Here is a 21,575-nt window from a genome sequence, read left to right as displayed (position 1 = left end):
CCGGTCGTACCGGCCCCCGGCAGTCAGTCCGTCACCGGCGAACGGTGAACCTCCACTTCTCGACCGTCCGGTTGCCCACGGCGTCCTCGGCGACCAGCTTGACGGTGTGGCGCCCGGGCGCGAGCCCACGCTTCGGCGTCCACGTCACCTTGCCGGTCCGGGCGTCGTAGGAGATCCCCCGCGCCCTGGTCCCGTCGACGACGAGGGTGAGGTCGCGCCCACGGACGTCGGAGAGCCGGTCGGTGACGACCGCCCCGATCGTCGGCGTACGGTCCCGCGTCGAGCCGGTCGGCGAGGCCTTCCGCACCTTCGGGCCCGTGCGGTCCACGGTCCACGACACCGTCGCCGGAGTGGCGTCGGCACCGCCCGCGCCGACCGCGCGTACAGCGAACTCGTGCTCGCCGTCGCGCAGGTCGCGGTAGACCTTCGGCGACGTGCACGCCGCCCAGGCGGAGCCGTCGAGCGAGCACTCGAACGTCGCACCCGCCGCACCCGGGCCGGTGGCTGCGAAGCGCAGGTTGGCCGTCTTCGCCCGCGTGGTGTCGCGGGGAGACCCGGTGATGGTGGTGTCGGGCGCGGCCGGACCGTCGGGCTTCTTCGTCACCGTGACCGTCACCGTCCCGGTGTCGGAGTCGGTGCCGTCGGACACGACGTAGTCGAACGTGTCCGTCCCGGACCACCCGGCGGCCGGCGTGTAGGTCACCGTGCCGTCAGCGCCCGCGACCGCGGTGCCGTGGGCCGGCTTGGTCACCGACTGGACCGACAGCGCGTCGCCGTCGGCGTCCGTGTCGTTGGCGAGCACCTTGACGCCCACCGCGGTGTCCTGGGCGGTCGTCGCCGTGTCGTCGACGGCCACGGGGGCCGCGTTGCCCGGGTCGACCGGGTCCTCGCCGTCGACCAAGAAGGCGTCGAAGGAGACCTCGTCACCCTCCTGGAGCACGCCGGCCGCGAAGACTCCGAACCGGGGCTCGAACATCGCGTTCTCGACCGTCCTGGGCATGTCGACCCAGGTGTCACCGCCGTCGAAGGACGCCGAGCCGGCGTACGTCGACCCGTCCTTGGTCAGCCGGAGCCTCAGGTCGGTCAGGTCGGTCCCGGCCGGGACCTCGAGCTCGGGCTGGGGGTTGGCGCCGACGATGACGTTGTTGACCTCCGAGCGGAGCTCGACGCGGTTGGGCGAGGGCCTGTTCTCGTCGGAGATGGCGACGATCTTGACGTAGTTCGCGTCGTCGCCGTACGCCATCAGCCCGGCCTGGCTGTAGCCCCCGTCGAGCCCCGTCACGTCGGCGTGGGTCTCGAGCTCCCAGTCCGCGCCGGCGTGGTCGGCCGACTGGAGCACGAGGTTCGACTTGCCCGTGCCGGTCTGGTAGATCTCGCCGGGCGTCGTGGTGATGAAGAGGCGTCCGTCCGCCACCCGGCGCGTGTCCGCGTCGCCGGCGACGATCGCGTTCCACCGGCAGGTGTCGAGGCTCGCCCCGTCGAACGTGTCGTCCGGCGTCCGGAAGCCGCAGTCCTCGACCACCGTCACCGTCACGGTGCCGACGTCGCTGCCCCCGTTGCCGTCGGAGACGGTGTAGTCGAAGGTGTCGGTCCCGGTGAAGCCGGCGTCCGGGGTGTAGCGCACCGTGCCGTTGTCGTTGACGGTCGCCGTCCCGTCGCCGGGCGCGGTGACCGACTCGACGGTCAGGGTGTCGCCGTCCGGGTCGGTGTCACCCGACAGCACCGGGATGTTGACGGCCTTGCCCGCCGTGGTGGTGGCGGTGTCGTCGTCGGCGACCGGGGGGCGGTTCGCCGCCTCGGCCGGGGTGACCCTGAAGTAGTCGAACGACGCCGTCCGGTCCGGCTGCTGCACGCCGATGGCGAACAGGCCGAAGTCCATGCCCTCGTCGGGGTGGGTGACGGTGCCGACACTCTGCCACGCACCGCCGTCGAAGGCGACCTCACCGAGGTAGCTGGTGCCGTCCTTGGTCAGCCGGAGCCGGTACGACGACACGTTGGCCGGCGCGTCGAGCTGGGGCTGGGGGTCGAGGATCGCGGCGTTGCGCTCCGAGCGGAGCTCCACGCGGTTGATCCGCCCGGCCCCGGTGTCGGAGATCGGGTCCAGCTTCACGTAGTTGTCGTCGTCGCCGTAGACGATGAGCCCGGCCTGGGCGTAGCCGTCGGTGAACGTCGTCGACACGCGCGTCTCGAGCGTGTAGTCGTCCGTGGTGTTGCCCGCCGACTGCAGGATCAGGTTCGACGTGCCCGAGGCGTCGGAGTCCTGGTAGAGGTCGCCGCCGGTCGTGGTGATCGTCAGTGCCCCGTCCTCCACCTCGTAGCGCGACGGGTCCTCTCGCACGGAGGCGTTCCATCGGCAGTCGTCGAGGCCGGGGCCGTCGAACTCGTCGGAGGGGTCGGTGGAGCCGCTGGTGCCGTCGGGCTCGAAGCGGATCCAGTCGAACGTCGCCGTCGGGCTGCTGGGGGCACCGCCGGACACCGCCGCCGGGCCGATCTTCGGCGCGTCGAAGGTGCTCAGCGAGGCGGGCCGGCCCACCGGCGAGAACGCCTCTCCGTCCGCGGAGTAGAACGCCCGCAGGTCCGTGCCGTCCGAGACCAGCCGCACCCAGTAGGTGGAGGGGAACCCGGCGGGCACTCCCCCGAGCTTGTCCTCGGCGTTGTTGCGCGGGACGCCGTCGGCCTCGTAGATGAACTCCACGTCGCGAGCGCCGCCGGCCGAGATGAGGTGGACCGAGGCCCAGTTCTCGTCGTCGGAGTAGAGGCGCAGCCCGGCCTGGTGGTAGTTCTCACTGACCTCGGCGGTGATCTTCGCGGTCACCTCGAACTCCCCCTCGGGGGCGTCCTGGACGATGATGTCCTCGGCGTTGCCGCCGATGCCGTAGAGGCTGCCGCTGTTGATCGGCAGCTGGAGGCCGCCGTTCTCGACGCTCCACTCACCGCTGTCGCGGATCACGTCCCACTTCCCGTCGAGCGACGTGCCGTCGAACTCGTCGGACTGCTGGACGCCGCACGCGTTGAGCACCCGGATCGGCACCGTGGAGTAGCCGCTCAGGCCGTTGGAGTCGGTCGCGGTCAGCCGGGCCGTGTAGGTGCCCGGCTCGGTGTAGGTGTACGACGCGTCGAGGGTGGTGGCGGTGTCGGCGTCGCCCGGGACACCGAAGTCCCACGCGTAGGTCAGCGGGTCGCCGTCGAAGTCCGTCGCGCTCCCCGTGAAGTCCACCGTCAACGGGGCCGTGCCCTGGCGGGGCGTGCCCTCCGCGCCGACCTGCGGCCGGGAGTTGGCCGAGACACCCTTGCCGGCGGCGTCGAAGAAGTTGACGTTGAACAGGCCGGTCGCGGCCGGGTCGTCGTTGGTGAAGACCAGGAACAGCTCGTGCGAGCCCTCCTGCGCCGAGGCGGCGATGTCCATGTCGACGAACCGCCACTGCTGCCAGCCCCCCGTCACCGGGACGGCGACCGAGCCGGCGAGAGCGCCCGTGGGGCTGTCGAGGCGAGCCTCGATCGTGCCGCCGGCACCGGCGGAGGCGACCCGGAAGCGCAGCTTGGGCACCTGGTAGAGGCTGACCGGCTCGAAGGACACGTGGTCGCCCGCGTCGATGTTGGACAGGTTGCGCGACCCGCCGAGCGGGTCGGTCGTCGCCTCGGTGCCCACACCCTGCTGGCTGGAGAAGTGCTCGGCCTGCTTGCGCTTGGGCTGCAGCACCACCTCGTCCTCGCCGGACAGGGCGCGTACGCCGTCGGCGCCTTCGTCGGTGTAGCTGGCGTTGATGACGCCGAAGATGTTGGCCGACGGGTCGTGGCCGCCGTCCGCCACGGTGGGCAGCAGGACGTCGCAGCCGGTGCGCGAGCTGAGCGGGTGACCGTGCGAGTCGTGGCCGAGGATGTACTCGATGTCGACCTTCGTGCAGTCGACGTCGCCGTCCTCGGGGTCGGTCACGTCCACGGAGACCTGCACGGAGTCACCGAACTCGAAGAACCCGCCGTTGGGCGGCATCTCGATCTCGACGGTCGGGCGGGTGTTGCCGACCGTGATGACGACCGTCGCGACGCCGGTGCGACCGGTGGTGTCGGTGACCGTCAGCCGGGCGTCGTAGACCCCCTCGTCCTCGTAGACGAACGTCGGGTTCGGCTGCGTGGAGTCGACCGAGCCGTCGTTCTGGAAGTCCCAGGCGTAGGACGCGATGGAGTCACCCGTGTCGGGGTCGCTCGACCCCTCGCTGGAGAACTGCACGGTGAGCGGTGCGACGCCGGAGTCGGGGGTCGCGGAGGCCGTCGCCGACGGGGACCGCGCGCCGTCGTTGATGGCGTTGATCTTGTAGACGGCCGAGTTCTCGTTGCCCGTGAAGTAGCCGCCGTTGCCGTAGTCGAGGACGTAGAGGGACCCGTCGGGCCCGAACTCCATGTCCATCGCCGCGTACAGCGTCATCGAGTCGAAGAACGGGTCGATGCCGGCCACGTCACCGTCGGCCTCCATCGCGACGTCGCGGATCCAGCCGCGGGTCCACTCACCGGCGAAGAAGTGGTTGTCGAAGTACTCCGGGAACTTCACGTCGGAGTCCAGGTCGGGGTCGAAGTTGTAGACCGGGCCGGCCATCGGGCCCTCCCCGCCGCCGCCGAACTCGTTGGTGGTGACGCCGTTGTAGGTGACGCTGCCGCCGTCGTACTTGATCCAGGCGGGCTGCGCCGGCGGCAGGTTGGTCAGCCCGGTGTTGCGGGGGCTGTTGTTGACGGGCGCCGAGCAGTCGAACTTCGGGCCGGTGCTGTTGGTCGCGAAGTTCCAGTCGTTGTAGGTCTCCGCCGCGGTGTTGGTGCCGGCGCAGTAGGGCCAGCCGAAGTTGCCGGCCTCGCGGATCTGGTTGAACTCGACGATGCCGCCGGGCCCGCGGGTGGGGTTGGCACCGCCTGCGTCCGGGCCGTACTCACCGAGGTAGACGTAGCCCGTGCGCTTGTCGACCGTCATCCGGAACGGGTTGCGGAAGCCCATCGCGTAGATCTCGGGACGGGTCTTCTGCTGGGTGTCCGACGCCTCGGGGAAGAGGTTGCCGTCCGGGACCGTGTACGACGCCGCCGCGGGGTCGGGCGTGATCCGCAGGACCTTGCCGCGCAGGTCGTTGGTGTTGGCGGAGCTGCGCTGGGCGTCGAACGCCGGGTTGCGCGTGGCGCGCTCGTCGAGCGGCGCGTAGCCGTCGGACTCGAACGGGTTGGAGTCGTCGCCGGTCGAGAGGTAGAGGTTCCCGTCCGCGTCGAAGTCGATGGCGCCGCCCGCGTGGCAGCAGATGCCGCGGTCGGCCTCGACGCGCAGGAGCTCCTGCTCGGTCGTCGGGTCGAGCTCGTCGTCGACCAGCTTCATCCGGGTCAGCACGTTGTAGCCCTGCCACGTCGCGAAGTCCTGGGCGGTGCCGTTGACGGGCGCGTCGCCGGCCGGGGTCGAGAGCGGTGGGGCGTAGTAGAGGTAGACCCAGCCGTCCTCATCGAAGGTCGGACTCACCGTGAGGCTCTGGAGGCCGTCCTCGTCGTGGGAGTAGATCGGCACGTCGTAGAGGAGCGTGGTGTTGCCCTCGAGGTCGGTCAGGAAGATGCGACCGTCACGGGCGTTGTGCAGGACCCGCCCGTCGGGCAGCACGGAGATGCTCATCGGCTCGCCGACCTTGTCGACGCCCTTGGCGAGGGTGACCTGCTCGAAGGACTCGTCGGTGGGCGGCGGCGGCGTGCAGCCGTCCGGGGCCTCGCCCGCGGCGTACTGGATGCCACCGAGCAGGTGGAGCCGGAAGAGCGGCTCGGAGAAGGACTCGTCGGTGTGACCGCCGCCGGTGTAGAAGCTGCGGCCGCCGTCGAACTCCTGGTACCAGGCGATCGGGTGGTCGTCGTCGCCGGGCGCGCCGTCGTTCTCCTCGTAGGTCGACTCGTCCAGCGAGGCGATGACGTTGATGTTCTCGTTCACGCGCGGGCTGTAGTCGGCACCGCCGCCGTTGACGACGGGGTTGGCGGGCGACTGGAAGTTGTACCACTCGTCGGTGCGCTCCCAGCGGTCCGGCAGCGCGCACGAGGACGGCGTCGCCTTGTCCTCCACGTCGATCGTCGCCGTGGGGGTGCCGGCCGGGTGGCTCTGGAAGTACGCGCCGACCAGCTGGCCGTACCAGGGCCACGTGTATTCGGTGTCCGACGCGGCGTGGACGCCGACGTAGCCGCCGCCGGCCTGGATGTAGTCCTCGAACGCCGCCTGCTGGGTGTCGTTGAGCACGTCGCTGGTCGTGGAGAGCCACACGACCGCCTCGTACTTCTCGAGGTTGGCGGCGGTGAACTGGGTCGCGTCCTCGGTGGCGTCGACCGTGAAGCCGTACTGCGCGCCGAGGCGCCTGATCGAGCGGATGCCCGCGCCGATCGAGCCGTGCCGGAACCCGGTGGTCTTGCTGAACACGAGGACGTCGTAGGTCGGCTCCACCGCGAGCGGGGTGGCGTCGTGGTCGTGACCCGCGTGCGTGGGGGCCACGGACCTGGCCGGCGTCGACTGCTTCGCGGCGGGCCTCTCGGCCGCCGCCGCCGGGGCGGCGGCGAGGCCGCTCCCGGCGACGGCCGCGGCGAGGAGGCCGACGACGGAGGTCCTGGCGCGCTGCGACGGGGAACGGAACCTGCTCATGCTGTCCTGCCTTCTCGAGACCACGCGGGTGCGCACGTGCGGGGGCACGTACGGCGTGAGGTTCGTCACACTAGGGAGCAGCATTCGTCGGCGTCAACGCACAAGTCCGCCCACTTTTCTCATCCGACACGCAGAAGTGCGGATGCCGGTGTGGGGCGCCCGCTCCCGAACGGTCGCGGGCCGCCGCGTGATGCGCGTCATTGCTAGCATCGGTCGGCGCTCGATCGAGCCGGGAACGGGGTGGAGCGGTGCTGGACCTGCCTGCTCCCCCGCAGCACTCCCCCGAGTTCGGCCACGACGCGCTCGTCGTGTGCGACAACCTCGTGCGCATCTACCAGACCGAGAACGTCGAGGTGCAGGCGCTGCAGGGCCTCGACCTGCTGGTGCACGAGGGCGAGATGGTCGCCCTCGTCGGAGCGTCGGGCTCCGGCAAGTCGACGCTGCTCAACGTGCTGGCCGCGGTGGACTCCCCCACCGCCGGACGGGCACGGGTCGCCGGGCACGACCTGGTCGACATGTCCCGACGCGAGCAGGTGCACTACCGGCGTCACGTGGTCGGGTTCGTACGCCAGCAGACGGCCCGCAACCTGGTGCCGTACCTCTCCGCCCGGCAGTGCGTCGACCTCCCCCTGGCGATCGCGGGCCGTCACCGGGCCGAGCGTCGTGCGCGCGCCGCCGAGCTGCTCGAGCTCGTGGGCGTGGCGCACTGCGCGGACCGCCGTGCGCACGAGATGTCCGGCGGCGAGCAGCAGCGCGTCTCCATCGCGGTGGCGCTGGCGAACGCGCCCCGCCTGCTGCTGGCCGACGAGCCCACCGGGGAGCTCGACAGCGACACGGCGGCCGAGGTGTTCGGCGCCCTGCGCGACGTCAACCGGGAGCTCGGCGCCACGGTCGTCGTCGTGACCCACGACGCCGCCGTCAGCGACCAGGTGGCGCGCACCGTCGCGATCCGCGACGGGCGCACGAGCAGCGAGGTGCTCCGCAGCCACGCGACGGCGGACACGCCGGCGAGGGCGGAGGAGTTCGCAGTGATGGACCGCGCCGGGCGCGTGCAGCTGCCCCGTGAGTTCCGTGACGCGCTCGAGCTCACGCGGCGGGTCCGGCTGGCCCTCGCCGACGACCACGTGCAGGTCCGCTCCGACCGATGATCAGCGCACGCGGGCTCACCCGCACCTACGGCTCGACCGCGACCCCGGTGCACGCGCTGGACGACGTCTCGCTCGACGTGGCACCGGGCGAGCTGGTGGCGGTGGTCGGTCGCTCGGGGTCCGGCAAGACGACGCTGCTCAACCTGCTCGGCGGGCTCGACCGACCGGACGCGGGGACCGTCCGGGTCGCCGGGACCGAGGTGACCGCGCTCGACGACGAGGGCCTCAGCACCCTGCGCCGGGACACGGTCTCCTACATCTTCCAGACCTTCGGGCTGCTGAGCGCCCTCACCGCCGCCGAGAACGTCGGCGTGCCGCTCCGGCTGCGGCGTACGCCCGCCGCGCAGCGCGAGGAACGCGTGGCGCTGCTGCTCGACCTCGTCGGGCTCGGCGCCCACGCACTGCAGCGACCGGACGAGCTCTCGGGCGGGCAGCAGCAGCGCGTCGCCATCGCGCGCGCCCTGGCCGGCTCGCCGCGGGTGCTGCTCGCCGACGAGCCCACCGGCCAGCTCGACACCGAGACCGGGCTCGGCGTGATGGCACTGCTGCGCGCCGTCGTCGAGTCGGAGGGCGTCACCGCGGTCGTGGCGACGCACGACGCGGTGCTGATGTCGCTCGCCGACCGGGTCCTCGCGATCTCGGACGGCCGGATCGACGGCTGAGGCGCGGGTCGTGCTCGTCCTGGTGCTCCGCCGAGCGCGCGTCCAGTGGCGGCTGCTGGCCGCCGTCGTGGCGCTCGTCGCGACCGCGTGCACGCTGGTCGGCACCTGCGCGCTCGTCCTCGGCGTCACGCAGTCCCGCGGGTTCGACCAGGAGGTCCTGCGCACGGAGCCTGCCGACCTGGGCGTGACGGCGTTCCTCGTCGACCTCGGGAGCGAGGACGCGGCCGCGGCGCGCGACGAGGCGGCGCGGGTGGTCGCCGAGGTGCTCGGCCCGACGGAACCCACGCAGGAGACCACGCTCACCTCACGCCTCCGCGACCTGGTCGCGGACGCCGCCCGGACCGACAGCCAGGCCTACCTGCTCGCGAGCGACGCGCTCGCCGGCCGGGCCGACCTGACGGCCGGCCGGTGGCCCACGGCCTCGGCCGGCCGTACGGAGGTCGCCGTCCCGGACACCACCGCGCGCCTGCTGGGGCTGGGCCCCGGCGACCGGGTGGGGCTGGGCGACGAGCGCGGGCTCGGTGGGCTGGACCGGAGGGTGCCGCTCGTGGTGGTCGGCACGTTCCGGCCGCGTGCGGTCCTGGAGTGGGAGCGGGACCCCCTCGGCGGGGCAGGGTTCTCACCGTCGTACAGCGACGGGCTCGAGGCCGCCCCCACCTACGGCCCGTTCGTCGTCGACCAGCAGGAGCTCCTCGACTCCGGTTCCTCGATCAACGCGCTGCGCGTGACGGCGTACCCCTCGCTCGAGCTGGCCGGCGACTCCGCCCTGCGCCGGGCCGAGGAGCGACTCGTCGACGCACCCGGTCGTCTCGCCGCGGTCGTGGGCGAGCGGGCGCGACTGAGCCGGCTGGCCTCCGACCTGCCCCGCACGCTCGCCCACCTGCACGCCCAGAGCGCGAGCACCGCGTCCACCGTGCTCGTGGTCCTCCTCCTCGGGGTCGCACTCTCGGTCGCCGCGGCCCTGCTGACCGGCCGCCTGGTCGGGTCCGTGCGGGAGGACGAGCGGGACCTGCTCGCCGCGACGGGCCAGGGACGACGCCAGCAGGTGCTGCTGGCGTCCGCGGAAGGGGCCGTGCTCGCTGTGCTCGCCGCCGTGGTCGCCGTGCCCGCTGCGTCCCTGCTGCACTCCCGCCTGACCCACCGGCGCGACCTCGCCGCGGCCGGGCTCGCGCAGGGACCCGTCGTCACCTGGGTGCTCGTGCTGGCCGTGTGCGCCACCGCGGTGCTCCTCGTCGCGGCGCTGGTGGTCGCGACGCTGCGTCTGCGTCCCGTCGCCGATCCCTCCCCCCGCGTCGGGCTCGCGCGCCTCGGCCTCGACGCGCTGCTGGTCGTCGGCGCTGTCGTCGCCTGGTGGCAGCTGCGCGGTCAGCGGACCACGCCGGGTGGCGCGGGCGACGTCGTCCTCACCGTCGCGCCGGTCCTCTGCCTGGCCGTGCTGACCGCGCTCGGCGTCCGTCTCGTCGCCGCGTGCCTGCGCCGTGGCGCCGCGCTCGCCGGTCGCGCCCGCGGCTTCGTGGCACCGCTGGCCGCACGACGGGCCGCGGAGCGCGCCCGGGCGTCCACGGCCCTGCTCCTCGTCGCCGCCGCGGTCGCCGCCGCGGTGTTCGCGCTGGCGCTGCGGAGCACCTGGGACACCTCGCAGGACGACCAGGCCGCGCTCCGGGTCGGCACCGACCTCTCCCTCACCCTGCGCTCCCCGGCCGGCGTCGCCGAGGCACGCCGGGTCGTCGACGCGCTCGGTGCACGAGGCTCGCCACCCGTCGCGTCGCCGGTCATCCACCGAACGCTGGCACTCGGTCGCTTCATCGGACGTCAGGGGTCGCGACCCGTGCTCGTCGCCGTCGACACCCGGCGGGCCGGCTCGCTGCTGCGCGGTCGCCTGGGCGCCGGCCGGTCCTGGGGGCAGGTCGGCCGGGCGCTGGCCCCTGCGGCCGAGGTCGCCGGGATCGCGCTCCCCCACGACGGCGCCGGTGTCACCCTGCGCGGGCGAGGACCGGCAGGGTCCTCGCTCACCGCCCGGGTGACAACGGTGCTCGAGGACCCGACCGGCTTCCGGGCCGGGGTCCCCGCCGGCGAGGTCGACCTGGACGGCCGGCCCCATCCACTGGCGTGGTCGGCGGAGGTCGGCCCCGACCTCGAGCTCGTCGCCGTGCGGCTCGAGCTCGACGGCCCCACCGGCGCCACCCCCGGCGCGGCGAGCACCACCTCGACGGTGACCGCCACCGTCTCCGTGCCGACGGCCGCCCCGCGGAGCGAGACCGACGGCCCCGCCGAGGTGGCCGACCCGTGGGAGGTACGCCCGCTGCAGGACCAGGGGCCGGTCGGTGGGGCCACGACCGACGTCCGGACGACCGGCGGCACGACCGAGCTGACGACGTCCATGGAGGTCGACCTCACCTTCTTCGCCTACACCGGTGCCGACGTGCTCACGACCGTCCTCCCCGACCCGACGGCCGTACCGGTCGCCGTCTCGCAGGACCTGGTCGACGCCGTCGACCCGTCGGTCGGGGACGAGCTGGCGGCGATCGTGGGCGGCACCTCGCTGGCCCTGCGGGTGGCGACGGTGATCCCGGCCGTCCCGTCGGCGCCGGGCGAGGTCGCGGTCCTCGCCGACGCGGACACCCTGTCGCGCGCGCTCGTCCGCGCCGGGTCCCTCGAGCCGGTCGTCGACGGCTGGTGGGTGGCCGACCCGTCCACCGGCACGGCCGCGGCGATCGCGGCCGAGGAGCTCGGCACGGTCACCACGCGGGAGGGGCTGGCCACCGACCTGGCCCGCGGCCCGCTGCGCGTGGCGGCTCCCACCACGCTCCTGGTCCTGCTGGCGCTCGCCGTGGCCCTGTTCGCGGCCGCCGTCGTGCTGGTGGTGGGCGCCGACCGGTCCCGCGCCTCCACCGGCGTGGCCCGACTGCGGGCACTCGGGGTCTCCCGACGTCAGGCCGTCCGGCTGCTGCTCGCGGAGCACCTGACGCTCCTGCTGCCCCTGACCCTCGTCGGCACGCTCGTCGGCGCCGCCGCGACCGTGCTGGTGGCGCCTCACCTCGTCCGGTCGGACGTGGGCGCGGCACCCGTGCCGACGCCCGTGGTGGCGTGGCCGTGGGCGGCGGAGGTGACGCTCGTCGCCGGGCTGGTCGTCGGCGTGCTCGTCGTCACGTGGACCTCGACCGCACGGCTCGTCCGGCGGTCCACCCCCTCGCGTCTCCGGGACGGTGGGTCGTGAGCCCGACGTCCCGGCTGCACCTCCCCACGGTCCTCGGCCGGCTCCGTGCCGACCTCGGCCTGCTGCTCCTGGTGGCGACGGTCGGCGCGGCCACCGTCGCGATGATGGCCGCGGTCGACCCGCTCACGACGCGCTCGGCGGACGCCGCCGTGGCCGCCGCGGTGCGCGACGCGGGCCCGCGCGGCACCGTGCTGGCCATGCTGCCCGACTGGTACGACGACCCGTCGGGCCCGACGCGCGACCCCGGGACCGTCACGCAGGTCCGCCAGGACGCGGACCTCGCTCGGCAGGGCATGCCGGCCGGTCTGCGACGGGTGCTCCGGCCCGGCGTGGTCACCGTCACCAGCACGTCCCTGCAGCTCCTCGACGCCGGACCGGGGCGCTACCTCCAGCTCGCCTTCGTCGAGGCAGCCGACGGCGGTCCGGGGGTGTCGTACGCCGAGGGCGCGCCTCCACGCGCAGGCCCGCCGTCCGCACGGGAGCCGTCCGTCCAGGTCGCCGTGTCCGCCCCGGTCGCCCAGGCCCTCGGCCTGGAGGTCGGAACCCGCGTCCCGGCACGCGACGAGCACGGCCGCACGACCGTCGTCGAGATCAGCGGCGTCTTCGTGCCCGACGACCCGGGCGACGTGGCCTGGCAGGTCGCACCCCAGCTGCTCCAGGCCTCGACCGTCGCGGGGGCGGAGGGGCGCGCCTCGGCCACGGCCCTCGTCCCCGCGGAGTCGCTGGCCGACCTCAGGCTGGTCCTCCCGGGTGACGCGATCCGGAGGAGGGTCGTGTTCGCCCCCAGGGCGGAGGCCGTCACCTGGCGCGGGTCGCAGTCGCTCGAGCGGACGATCGCCGCACTGCAGTCGGGAGCCGGGACCGGGGTCGGTGACACCGCGTGGGACAGCCTGCTCGGCACCGTCCTGCGCGAGGCCCGCACCCAGGTCGGTGCCGCACGGGGCCAGGCCCAGGTGCTGCTCCTCGTGCTGCTCGCGTCCGCCGTCCTGGCGCTCCTGCTCGCCGGCCAGCTCCTGGTGCGCCGCCGCACCGGGTCCCTGCTCCTGGCGCGCCAGCGGGGGGCGAGCCTCGCCGGGATCGCCGGCGAGCTCGTGGTGGAGTCGCTCGTCGTCACGGCCGCCGGCGCCGCCGCCGGTCTCGCCGTCGCGTGGGTGGCGACGGGCTCCGTCGGCTGGGCCTGGTCGGCGCCGGTCCTCGTGGCATCGTCGCTCGCGCCCGCCGTCCTCGCCGTCGGCGTCGTCCGCGCCAGCGGGACGCGCGCACCGGCCAACCGGTCGGTGCGCCGCGCGAGGGCGCGGGCCGCGGGCCTGCGACGCCTCGGCCTGGAGGTCGCGGTGGTCGCGGCGGCGGGCCTGTCCTGGGTCGCGCTCCAGCAACGCGGGGTCGTCGGGGTGGGGGACGACGGCGGCGGCGAGCACCTCACCGCCGCCAGCACCGCCACCTGGCTGCCCGTGCTCGCGGGCCTCGTCCTGGTCCGGGCAGCACCGCCCCTCCTGTGCCGGGCCCTCCGGCTGGCGCGGCGCTCGCGCGCCGTGGTGCCCCTCCTCGTCAGCGCCCGGCTCGTGCGCAGCGCGTTCCCCGTGCTTCCCGTGGTCGTCGTCGTGCTCGCCCTCGCGGGCGCCACCTTCGCGGCCGCCTTCGCCGCCACCCTGCGCGACGGCCAGGCCGCGGGAACGCTCGCGGTGGTGGGCGGCGACGCGCGGCTCGACGCCCGCCCGGACGCTGCCCTGGCGACGGCTGCCGGCGAGCTGGCCGCCGCGCCCGGCGTCCGTGCCGTGGCCGCCGGACGCGTCGAGGACGGCGTACGCGTCTCGGCTCGCGGGAGCGCGGAGTCGGTGCGTCTCGTCGTCGTGGACGCGACCACCTATGGCGCGCTCGTCGGCGCGGGCGACCTCGCCGACGCCTCGCAGCTCGCGCGCCTGCGTGCTCCTGCCGGCGAGCGGGTGCCTGCCCTGCTGCTCGGTGGCCCTCCCGGGCTCACCGACGACCCGAGCCTGCGCTGGGAGGACACGAGCATCCCCCTGGAGGTCGTGGGCACCGCGCCCGACGTCGGGGCGTCAGGTGGCCCGGTGGTCGTCCTCGACCGGCGTGCCCTCGAGTCCAGAGGCCTCCCGGCGGAGCCGGACACGCTCTGGGCGGTCGGCCCGGGCTCCGCGGCAGCCCTGGAGTCGGTCGTGGACGAGGCGCCCGGCGGCGTGGTGCTGACCTATGCCGGCGAGCTGGACCGGCGACGCGGCGCGGCCCTGCCGTCGGCGCTGGGCGCGCTGGCGGGCGCTGCGTGCGTGCTGCTCCCGGTCCTGGCCCTGCTGGCCACGGCGCTGTCGACGGCGACGGGCTCACCCGCGCGTCGTACGTCGCTGGGCAGGCTCCGCGCCCTCGGCGCCACCGACCGGGACCTGAGGCGGGTGCTGCTCGGGGAGGTCGTCGTGCCCGTCGGCGTCGCGGCCGCGATGGGCGTCGGTGCCGGCATCGTCTGCGCCCACGCCCTGCTGGGCGCCCTCTCGTTGCAGCGACTCACGCTCGCACCCGACCCGGTCGACCCGGTGGTGCCGTGGTGGACGGTGCCGACCGTGGCGGTACTGCTCGCCTGGGCCGCCGGGCTCGCACTGCTCGAGTGGCGCCGGGTCAGGCGTACGCCGCTCGCCCGGCTGCTACGGACGTGACGCCACCACGGCCTCGCGGCTCGCGTCGCTGATCGGTGTGATCCACGACTGGTGCGTGGTGCTGTTCTTCGTGATCGCCAGCAGCTCGTCCATGTGGGGCTCGAGACCGGTGACCTTGTCGAGCGGGACGCCGACGATGAGCTGGAAGCCCAGCCCGCGCCACGCCTGGACCGCGCGGCCGGCGAACTCGGAGTCGGCCTTGACGAAGCCCTCGTCGAGGAAGACCGGGGCGAAGCGCGGCCTCGAGCGCATCTCGTCGCCGAGCCGGAACCGCAGCGCGGAGCCGACGATGAAGGCCACGAGCTCCTGGCTCTCGCCACCGCTCTTCTCCCCCAGCGTGCGGTAGGTCGCCCGCAGCTCGCCGGTCGTGTGGTCGTAGCGCTCGGCGCTGATCTCGACGTGACGGCGCACGTCGAGCAGCCGCTCGCGGTCGGTCAGGGCGGCGGTGGCGTCCCCGACCTGGCTCGGTCGGCGCAGCTGCTGCATGAACGCGCTGAGCTCGGCGAAGCGCTGCTCGAGCGCCTCCTCGCCGAGGTCGGCCGTCGAGCCGGACGACAGCGCACGCAGGTCCTTCATGAAGGCCTGCACGTGGGCCGGCGCCAGCCGGCGCAGCCGGATCCGGAGGCGGTCGCCCGAGGCGCCGAACTCGAGGCGTCGCAGGATGCCGTTGATCGGCTCGAGGCGGTCCTCGATCTCCTCGATGGACGCGGCCATCGCCCCGACGAGCGGGACGAGGTCCTGCCCGCTCCACTCGGTGAGCCGGCGACGCCACTCGGCGCGCCGGGCGGCGAGACCCTCCCCGCGGATGTCGTCGAGGATGCGCGCGTAGTCGGGGTAGGAGTCGGCCGTCGTGCCGAGGTTGGGCGAGTCCCACCGGAGCTTGAAGACGCGGAACACCTGGGTGAGGTCGTCGTCCACGCGCCGGACCTCGGCCTCGGCGTCGGCCACCGCGGTGCGGAGCCGCTCGGCCAGGCGCTGCGAGGTCTCGGCGAACCGGTCGAGGTCGTCGGGGTCGGCCGGCGCCGCAGCGGCCGCGAAGTCGGCCGCCAGGGAGGCGTCCTGCTCCTCGGTGAGCACGACCGTGCCGTCGTCGTCGATGGCCCGCAGCCGGTCGTTGACGTGGTCCTCGGCGTCGACCAGCTCCGCGTGGGTCGTGTTGAGGTCGCGCTGGCGCTGCTCGAGGGCGTACCTGGCGCGCCGCGCCTCCTCCAGCCGCGCGCCGAGCTCGGCGATCTGGGCCTCCAGCGCCTGGAGCCCGTCGTCGGACTCGAGGATCTCGGTGCGACGACGCTCGAGCTCGGCGATCCGGCGCTCGCTGCCGTCGACGTCGAGGTCCTCGAAGCGTGCGGTGGCGACCGCGTCGTAGGCCGTGCGCTGCTGGTCGAGCACCCGTGCCTCGCGGTCGAGCTGCGCGATGCGGGCGCCGACGTCGTCGAGCCGCTGCGCGAGCGCGTCGAGCTCCTCGTCGACCTCGGCGAGCGCGTCGGCGTTGGAGAAGCCGAGGATGCTGCGCGTGTCGTTGCGCCCGTGGGCGCCCCGACGACCGTTGCGGGTCTGGCCGGCGAGGGTCACCCGGAAGCCCGGACCGCCGAGGCCGTCGGCGGTCTCGACGCACAGTGCGTTGCGGGCCGGCTCCCCGACGTGCGCCTGGACCCAGCCCGCGAACGGCGAGTCCCGGAACACCAGCTTGCCGGCGACGCGCTCGGGGTCGCCGGGCCCGAGGTCCGGCAGGTCGAGCTCCGCGCCCTCGAAAGTGAGTCGTCCGCGCAGCCGCAGCCCGTCGATGGCGGTGGAGAAGTCGTCGAGGCGGTCCAGCGGCACGAGCATCGTCCGGGCGCTGGCGCCGAGGACCGTCTCGACGGCCGTGCGCCAGCGCGCCTCGTCGGGCGCCACGTCGAGCAGCTCGGCGACGAACGGCAGCTCCTCCACGGTGAGCCCGCTGGCCTGGGCGACCTCTGCGCGCAGCTCGTGCATCCGCGCCGGCACGCGGCCGGACCGCCCCTCCAGCGAGTCCCGCTCGCGGCGCAGCTCGGACTGGCGCTGGCTGAGGGGGAACTGGCTGCGCAGCACGTCGTCGCGCTCGCGCCGGATCCGCTCCTGGTCGCGCTGCCAGCCGGCGAGCCACTGCTGGGCGTGCAGCTGGAGCACGGCGAACGACTCGGCGGACAGGAGCGCGGAGTCGACGTCGGGAGCCTCGGCGTCGGTGGCGTCGATGAGCGGGAGGAGCCGCTCCTGCAGGACCGTGCGGCGTGAGAGCCGGTCCTCACGGACGACCTGCTCCTGCTCGAGGGACAGCGCGAGCGACTGGAGGCTCGACCCGCCGGCGGCGCGGTGCGACTCCTTCGCCGCCTCGAGGTCGGCGAGCAGGGTGCGCTCGGTGGAGGTCGTGGCGCTCAGCTCGTCGCTGCAGGCGGCGCGCTGCGCGCGGTTCTCGACGACCGCTGCCTCGAGGAGCCGCAGGTGGGTGCGCAGCAGCCAGGTGCGCAGCGGCGTGTCCCCGTCGCGCGTCACGCCGTAGGAGTCGAGCTCGGCGAGCCGTCGGGTCGCCGTCGTGCGGCGCTCGTGGAGGTCGACGATCGGCGCGAGCAGCTCGAGCTTCTGCTCCTCGGTCCGCATGGCCGAATGAGCTGTGTCGAGGTCGTCGAAGTGCTCGATCGCGCGGTCGGCCGCGGCGAAGGTCGAGGGTCGCTCGAGGACCATGTCCTTGTAGAGCTCGTCGACGCTGCGGACCTGGTTGCCGGCCTGGATCCGCGCCAGGAGCCGCAGCGCCTTGGCGCCGTCCCCGTTCGCGCCGATGCCGAGCCGCGCGTGCAGCACCGCGGCGAACTCGGCGTACGTGCGGTGCACGCGCACGCCCGGGAAGAGCTTCTTGAGGGTGTTGGCGTGGAAGCGCTCGGGCACGGCCACCTCGAGCGCGTCGAGGGCCACCGGGCCCTCCTGCGTCACGAGCTGCATCTGGACGTCGGCGGAACGGGTCGCGCGCCGCGGCACGTAGTAGGTGCGCAGCGCGGTGAAGCGACCGCCCTGGTCGTTGACGTACGTCATCGCGATCGCGCCCCACGTGTCGGAGCCCTTGCCGCGCAGGAGCTTCTCGACCGGCCGCCCGGTGCGGGGGTCGTCGACGACGTCGACCGCGCCGCGGAGGTAGGACAGCAGGTTGCGCTGACCGGCACCTCGGGCGCGACCGGCCACGGCGTCGTTGGAGGCACCGTTGAACTTGGTGTCCGAGGGCATCATCAGCGCGGTGTAGGCGTCGAGGATGGTGCTCTTCCCGACGCCCGAGGCGCCGGAGATCATCGTCGCGTCGCCGCGCAGCGGCACCACCGTCAGGCCGTCGAACCCGCCCCAGTTGACCAGCTGCAGCAGGGCCGCCCGCCACTGCATCGTGTCGTCGGCCGGGGTGTCGACGTCGCGGCGCGCGAAGAGCCCGTCGGCCGCGGTCTGCTCGATCTCGTCGATGGACATGCTCACTGCTCCCGCTCGTCGGGGCCGTCGACGTCGGCGGACAGGACGTCGGGGACGTCGTCGTGATCGTCGACAGGGTCGTCGAAGAGGTCGGCCGGCTCCCCGGCCTCGGGCACGGCCGTGGAGTTGGCCGCGACCAGCGCGTCGAGCAGCTCGCGGAGCAGCTCGATCGGGATCAGCGGCTCGACCGCCTCGCTGATCTCGAAGCGCTCGTCGGACCCGGCCGGGATCAGCAGGCCGGACTTGACGATGCTGGAGACCGCGTTGCGGGCACGCTTCTCGTCGCCCGCGACGTCGGTCGCGTGCGAGGGCCGGAAGCTGGCGACGTAGTCCACGACGTCCTCGCGGTCCACGAAGACCCGGGCGTCACCGGTGGCGAGCCCGGCGCGGAGGCGGTCGCGGAGGTGGACGAGCACGAGGGTCTCCTCGCGCGACCACGCCGCGTCGTAGAGGATCGTGGGGAACCGGCTGCCGGTCTCCGAGACGGCCTGCCGCTTCCACGCGACCTCCCGGCCCCGGTCGATCTGCAGGTCGAGGAAGAGGTCGTTGAGCCGGGACCTCAGGAGCCGCTCGTGCTCGACGAGCACGGTCCAGTCGCGCGGGTGCGTGCGCGCGCTGATGAAGCGCTGCTTGAGCAGGGTGACGAGCACGCGACGCTGGGCGTGCTCGAGGCCGCCCTCGTCGCCCTCGAACAGCGACACCGACCCACCGTCGGCGGCGTCGTCGGGGCCGTCGTCCGGGACGTCGTGCGGGGTCTTGCCCTCGAGCCAGGGCTCGACCTCGGCGTCGGTCGCCGGCTGTGCGGCCGGGTCGCGGTGGGTGTCGACGCTCATGCGGGGTGCTCCGTCTCGGTCCGGCGGTCGGGGTCGGGCAGGGGCGTGCGTGGCACGGTGAAGGCGCGTCGGGTCCCGTCGGGGCGGAGCGCGACGTACGCCTCGGTGGCGTCCTCGGTGCGCCACTCGCGCTCGGCCGCGAGGTGCAGGAGCCCGAAGATCTCCACGGGGCGGCGCAACGACGGCTCGAGCTCGTCGAAGAGCGCGCCCAGGGACGCGGCGGGGAGCAGCGAGGTGGTCGCCGCGTCGAGCCGCTCGCGCAGCGCGGCGAGCTTGGGGCCGCCCTGGGCCACGAGCTCGGACAGCGAGACCTGCGGGGCCAGGTCCGGGTCCGGGCGCCCGATCCGCTCGGGCAGGACGTCGTCGGCGGGGTCGTGGAAGCGCTCGCGCAGGTGCTCGACGCTCGCCCGGGCGGGGAGCAGCGGGACGTCGTGGGTGGCCCGCGGGCCGGTGCGCGCCATCCAGGTCATCAGCTCGGACTCGACCTGCCGCAGCGTCTGCTCGAGCTCGCGGTCGCGCGCGCCGTCGTGGGAGACGATGTACTCCTTGAGCGTCGCCGTGACGCGGGAGCGCTGCGCGAGCACCCGGTCGAGCCCGTCGCGCACCAGTCGCACCGTCCCCCGCAGCTCGGCGCGTTCGGCGTCGCTGAGGATCCGGTCCGAGAGCGGGTGCTCGAGCAGGTCGGTGAGGTCCTCGCGGAGCCGGGTGACCAGCCCGTCGTCGCGCAGGAGCGCGAACGCGCCCTCGAACGCCCGCCCCTCGTGGGTCGCGGTCATGAGCGCGTCGGCGCGGGCGAGGTAGTCGTCGATGACCTCGCCGGCGGGGCGGTCCTCGGCGCGGAACGCCGCCAGGATCTCGGTGCGGATCGTCGCGAACCGCTCCTCGACCCGGGCGAAGTCGCTCGGCAGCGCGGAGATCAGGGAGAGCAGCTCGGTGAAGCCCTCGAGCATGTAGTCCTCGGTCGCACCGGCGAGGTCGCCGCCGTCGACGAGGCGGTCCCGCTCGGCCCGCAGCCGGGCGATCTCGTCGTTGAGGATCGTCACCCGCGCTGTCCGGTCCGGGTTGGCCTCGGAGTTGAAGCGGCGGACCGTGCTGAGGATGGTGGCGACGCGGTGCTCGCTGAGGGTGGCCCGGTCGCGGGCGAGGTTCTTCACCAGCTCGAGCGCCTGCTGGGCGTGGGACGTGAGGGCGTACACCTCGTGACCCGCCTCGTCGAGCGACCGCACGAGCCACTGCCCGCGCATCCAGCGCTGGCAGATCTCGCGTCCGGTGCCGGCGGGGACGTCCTGCTCCCCCGCCCGCCGCATCTCGGCGACGTGCTCCTCGACCTGGGTGTGCAGGCGTGCGGTCGGGATCGGGTTGTTCGTGCGACCGAACGCGGTGCGGAAGATCGTGATCACCACCGGGGCCTGGCGCTGGTGCAGGAGGGTGAGCGTGGGCTGGTCGAACGCGCCCTTGACGCGCGCCAGCTCGCCGGCCGTCTCGCTCACTGCTCCGTGTCCCCCGCTCGTGCCTGCCTGTGGTCGGCCGCAAGCATCCCAAGGGACGCGACGCCGCGTGGCAGTGGGGTGACCGCGCCCCGTCCACCCCTGCTGTACACAGTTTGTCCACTCTTCTTCGTTTTCCGGCTGTTGTGCCGTCCGGCCCGTGGCGAAGGTGGGGGCACGCTCTCACCAGAGCCACGAACCGCGACCCCATTGCCGGAAGGAGAACCCTCGTGGCCACCGTCACGATCGTCCCCCAGACCCCCGCACCCCAGCGCGCCCCACGGTCCAGCACCGAGAGCGAGGGCCGGGCCCGCCGCACCGACGAGACCGTCGCCCGCCTGCGCGACGAGACGAGCCCCGCCGAGCGCCGGCGGCTGGTCGACGACCTCATCGAGACCAACCTCGCGATGGCGAGGTCGATGGCCGCGCGCTACCGCAACCGGGGGATCGACCTCGACGACCTCCAGCAGGTCGCGCTCCTCGGCCTCACCAAGGCCGCCCAGCGCTTCGACGCCGCGGCGGGGCACGACTTCCTGTCGTACGCCGTGCCCACCATCCGCGGCGAGCTGCGCCGCCACTTCCGCGACGCGGGCTGGATGATCCGGGCCCCGAGGCGGGTGCAGGAGCTCCAGGCGCGCATCGCCGGGGCCCAGGACGACCTCTACGCCGAGCTGGGCCGATCGCCGAGGCCGTCGGAGATCGCGGACCGCCTCGACGTGGCGCTCGACGACGTGGTCGAGGCGCTGTCCGCCGACGGCTGCTTCCGGCCGGCCTCGATCGACGGCGCGGCCGGCGACGGCTCCGCCACGATCGCCGACCTGCTCGGGTGGGAGGACCGCGGGCTCGAGTCCCTCGAGGCCAGGCTCGTCCTCGACACCGCGGTCGGCCGGCTCTCCGACCGCGAGCGCCGGATCCTCGAGTGGCGCTTCGTGGACGAGCGCACGCAGCAGGAGATCGCCGACCGCGTCGGGCTGACCCAGGCCCAGGTGTCGCGCATCCTCACGCGGATCCTCCGGCGGCTGCGCAGCGACCTCGCGGAGCCGGTCCCCGCCGCCTGACGTCCCCGCCGCCGACGGGCGGGTGACCGGCGTTCTGCCCTGAGCAGAACCGCTCGGCACCCGCCCGTCGCCCGGGCTAGGTTCGCCACATGGGCGAGATCCTGAGGTTCCCCGGTCAGCAGCCGCACCGCGCACCCGAGGCGCCCGAGCCGCTCTGGCGCGAGCTCGTCGGCCGCGAGATCCACCGGGAGCGGCTGCAGCGCGGCGAGCGACTCCTCGACGTGGCCCAGCGGGCGGGGGTCTCCGTGCAGTACCTCTCCGAGGTCGAGCGCGGTCGCAAGGACCCCTCCTCCGAGATGCTCCAGGCGATCTCCGGGGCACTCGACCTCGGCGTGGGCGAGCTCGCCACCCGAGCTGCCCGTCCGCAGGCGCTCGCCCTCGCCGCGTAGCCGCCTCCGACGCCTACGC

The 21,575-nt window shown here is 74.0% G+C and carries 10 protein-coding genes; 6 read left to right on the top strand and 4 right to left on the bottom strand.

What is annotated here, in order from left to right; genetic code table 11:
- Positions 1 to 31: 31 nt before the first annotated feature.
- Complete coding sequence (locus F4692_RS18640) at positions 32 to 6,634, bottom strand: ThuA domain-containing protein (protein ID WP_179621243.1); 6,603 nt, start codon at positions 6,632 to 6,634, stop codon at positions 32 to 34.
- A gap of 248 nt (positions 6,635 to 6,882) precedes the next feature.
- On the opposite strand from F4692_RS18640, the gene F4692_RS18635 reads away from it, so the two are divergent.
- The 4 genes from F4692_RS18635 to F4692_RS18620 are packed head-to-tail and all read left to right on the top strand — an operon-like array spanning position 6,883 to position 14,324.
- On the top strand, positions 6,883 to 7,782 hold the full coding sequence (locus F4692_RS18635) for an ABC transporter ATP-binding protein (protein WP_308645378.1): 900 nt from the start codon (positions 6,883 to 6,885) through the stop codon (positions 7,780 to 7,782).
- The gene (locus F4692_RS18630) at positions 7,779 to 8,444 is read left to right on the top strand and encodes an ABC transporter ATP-binding protein (RefSeq protein WP_179621242.1); all 666 of its coding nucleotides are present in this window, start codon (positions 7,779 to 7,781) and stop codon (positions 8,442 to 8,444) included. The genes F4692_RS18635 and F4692_RS18630 overlap by 4 nt, the downstream gene beginning before the upstream one ends.
- 10 nt (positions 8,445 to 8,454) lie before the next feature.
- Positions 8,455 to 11,661 carry an FtsX-like permease family protein gene (locus F4692_RS18625; protein WP_179621241.1) on the top strand — a complete coding sequence of 1,069 codons (3,207 nt, stop codon included), beginning with the start codon at positions 8,455 to 8,457 and terminating at the stop codon, positions 11,659 to 11,661.
- Complete coding sequence (locus tag F4692_RS18620) at positions 11,658 to 14,324, top strand: FtsX-like permease family protein (RefSeq protein WP_179621240.1); 2,667 nt, start codon at positions 11,658 to 11,660, stop codon at positions 14,322 to 14,324. The genes F4692_RS18625 and F4692_RS18620 overlap by 4 nt, the downstream gene beginning before the upstream one ends.
- Here F4692_RS18620 and F4692_RS18615 read toward each other — a convergent pair.
- From F4692_RS18615 to F4692_RS18605, 3 genes are read right to left on the bottom strand one after another with little or no spacing between them, the layout of a single operon-like run.
- The gene (locus F4692_RS18615) at positions 14,313 to 17,789 is read right to left on the bottom strand and encodes an ATP-binding protein (RefSeq protein ID WP_179621239.1); all 3,477 of its coding nucleotides are present in this window, start codon (positions 17,787 to 17,789) and stop codon (positions 14,313 to 14,315) included. The two genes, F4692_RS18620 and F4692_RS18615, sit on opposite strands and share 12 nt — an antisense overlap.
- Before the next feature lie 2 nt (positions 17,790 to 17,791).
- A complete protein-coding gene (locus F4692_RS18610; protein WP_179621238.1) occupies positions 17,792 to 18,622 on the bottom strand; it encodes a DUF4194 domain-containing protein in 831 nt (276 codons plus the stop codon).
- Positions 18,619 to 20,112 carry a DUF3375 domain-containing protein gene (locus tag F4692_RS18605; protein WP_179621237.1) on the bottom strand — a complete coding sequence of 498 codons (1,494 nt, stop codon included), beginning with the start codon at positions 20,110 to 20,112 and terminating at the stop codon, positions 18,619 to 18,621. The genes F4692_RS18610 and F4692_RS18605 overlap by 4 nt, the downstream gene beginning before the upstream one ends.
- 227 nt (positions 20,113 to 20,339) lie before the next feature.
- On the opposite strand from F4692_RS18605, the gene F4692_RS18600 reads away from it, so the two are divergent.
- Both F4692_RS18600 and F4692_RS18595 read left to right on the top strand, forming a co-directional pair.
- Positions 20,340 to 21,167: a SigB/SigF/SigG family RNA polymerase sigma factor gene (locus F4692_RS18600; protein WP_308645377.1), complete on the top strand. Its 828-nt coding sequence runs from the start codon at positions 20,340 to 20,342 to the stop codon at positions 21,165 to 21,167.
- Between the two features lie 89 nt (positions 21,168 to 21,256).
- Positions 21,257 to 21,556 carry a helix-turn-helix domain-containing protein gene (locus tag F4692_RS18595; RefSeq protein WP_179621236.1) on the top strand — a complete coding sequence of 100 codons (300 nt, stop codon included), beginning with the start codon at positions 21,257 to 21,259 and terminating at the stop codon, positions 21,554 to 21,556.
- Positions 21,557 to 21,575: the final 19 nt, after the last annotated feature.

The sequence above is a fragment of the Nocardioides cavernae genome (genome assembly GCF_013410035.1).
GTDB lineage: Bacteria > Actinomycetota > Actinomycetes > Propionibacteriales > Nocardioidaceae > Nocardioides > Nocardioides cavernae_A.
Note: the sequence above shows the minus strand (reverse complement) of the source record. Positions and strands in the feature narration are given on the sequence as shown.

Coding starts and splice junctions, on each gene's coding strand:
- F4692_RS18640 (WP_179621243.1), bottom strand. CDS start 6,634: ATGAGCAGGTTCCGTTCCCCGTCGCAGCGCGCCAGGACCTCCGTCGTC.
- F4692_RS18595 (WP_179621236.1), top strand. CDS start 21,257: ATGGGCGAGATCCTGAGGTTCCCCGGTCAGCAGCCGCACCGCGCACCC.
- F4692_RS18630 (WP_179621242.1), top strand. CDS start 7,779: ATGATCAGCGCACGCGGGCTCACCCGCACCTACGGCTCGACCGCGACC.
- F4692_RS18610 (WP_179621238.1), bottom strand. CDS start 18,622: ATGAGCGTCGACACCCACCGCGACCCGGCCGCACAGCCGGCGACCGAC.
- F4692_RS18615 (WP_179621239.1), bottom strand. CDS start 17,789: ATGTCCATCGACGAGATCGAGCAGACCGCGGCCGACGGGCTCTTCGCG.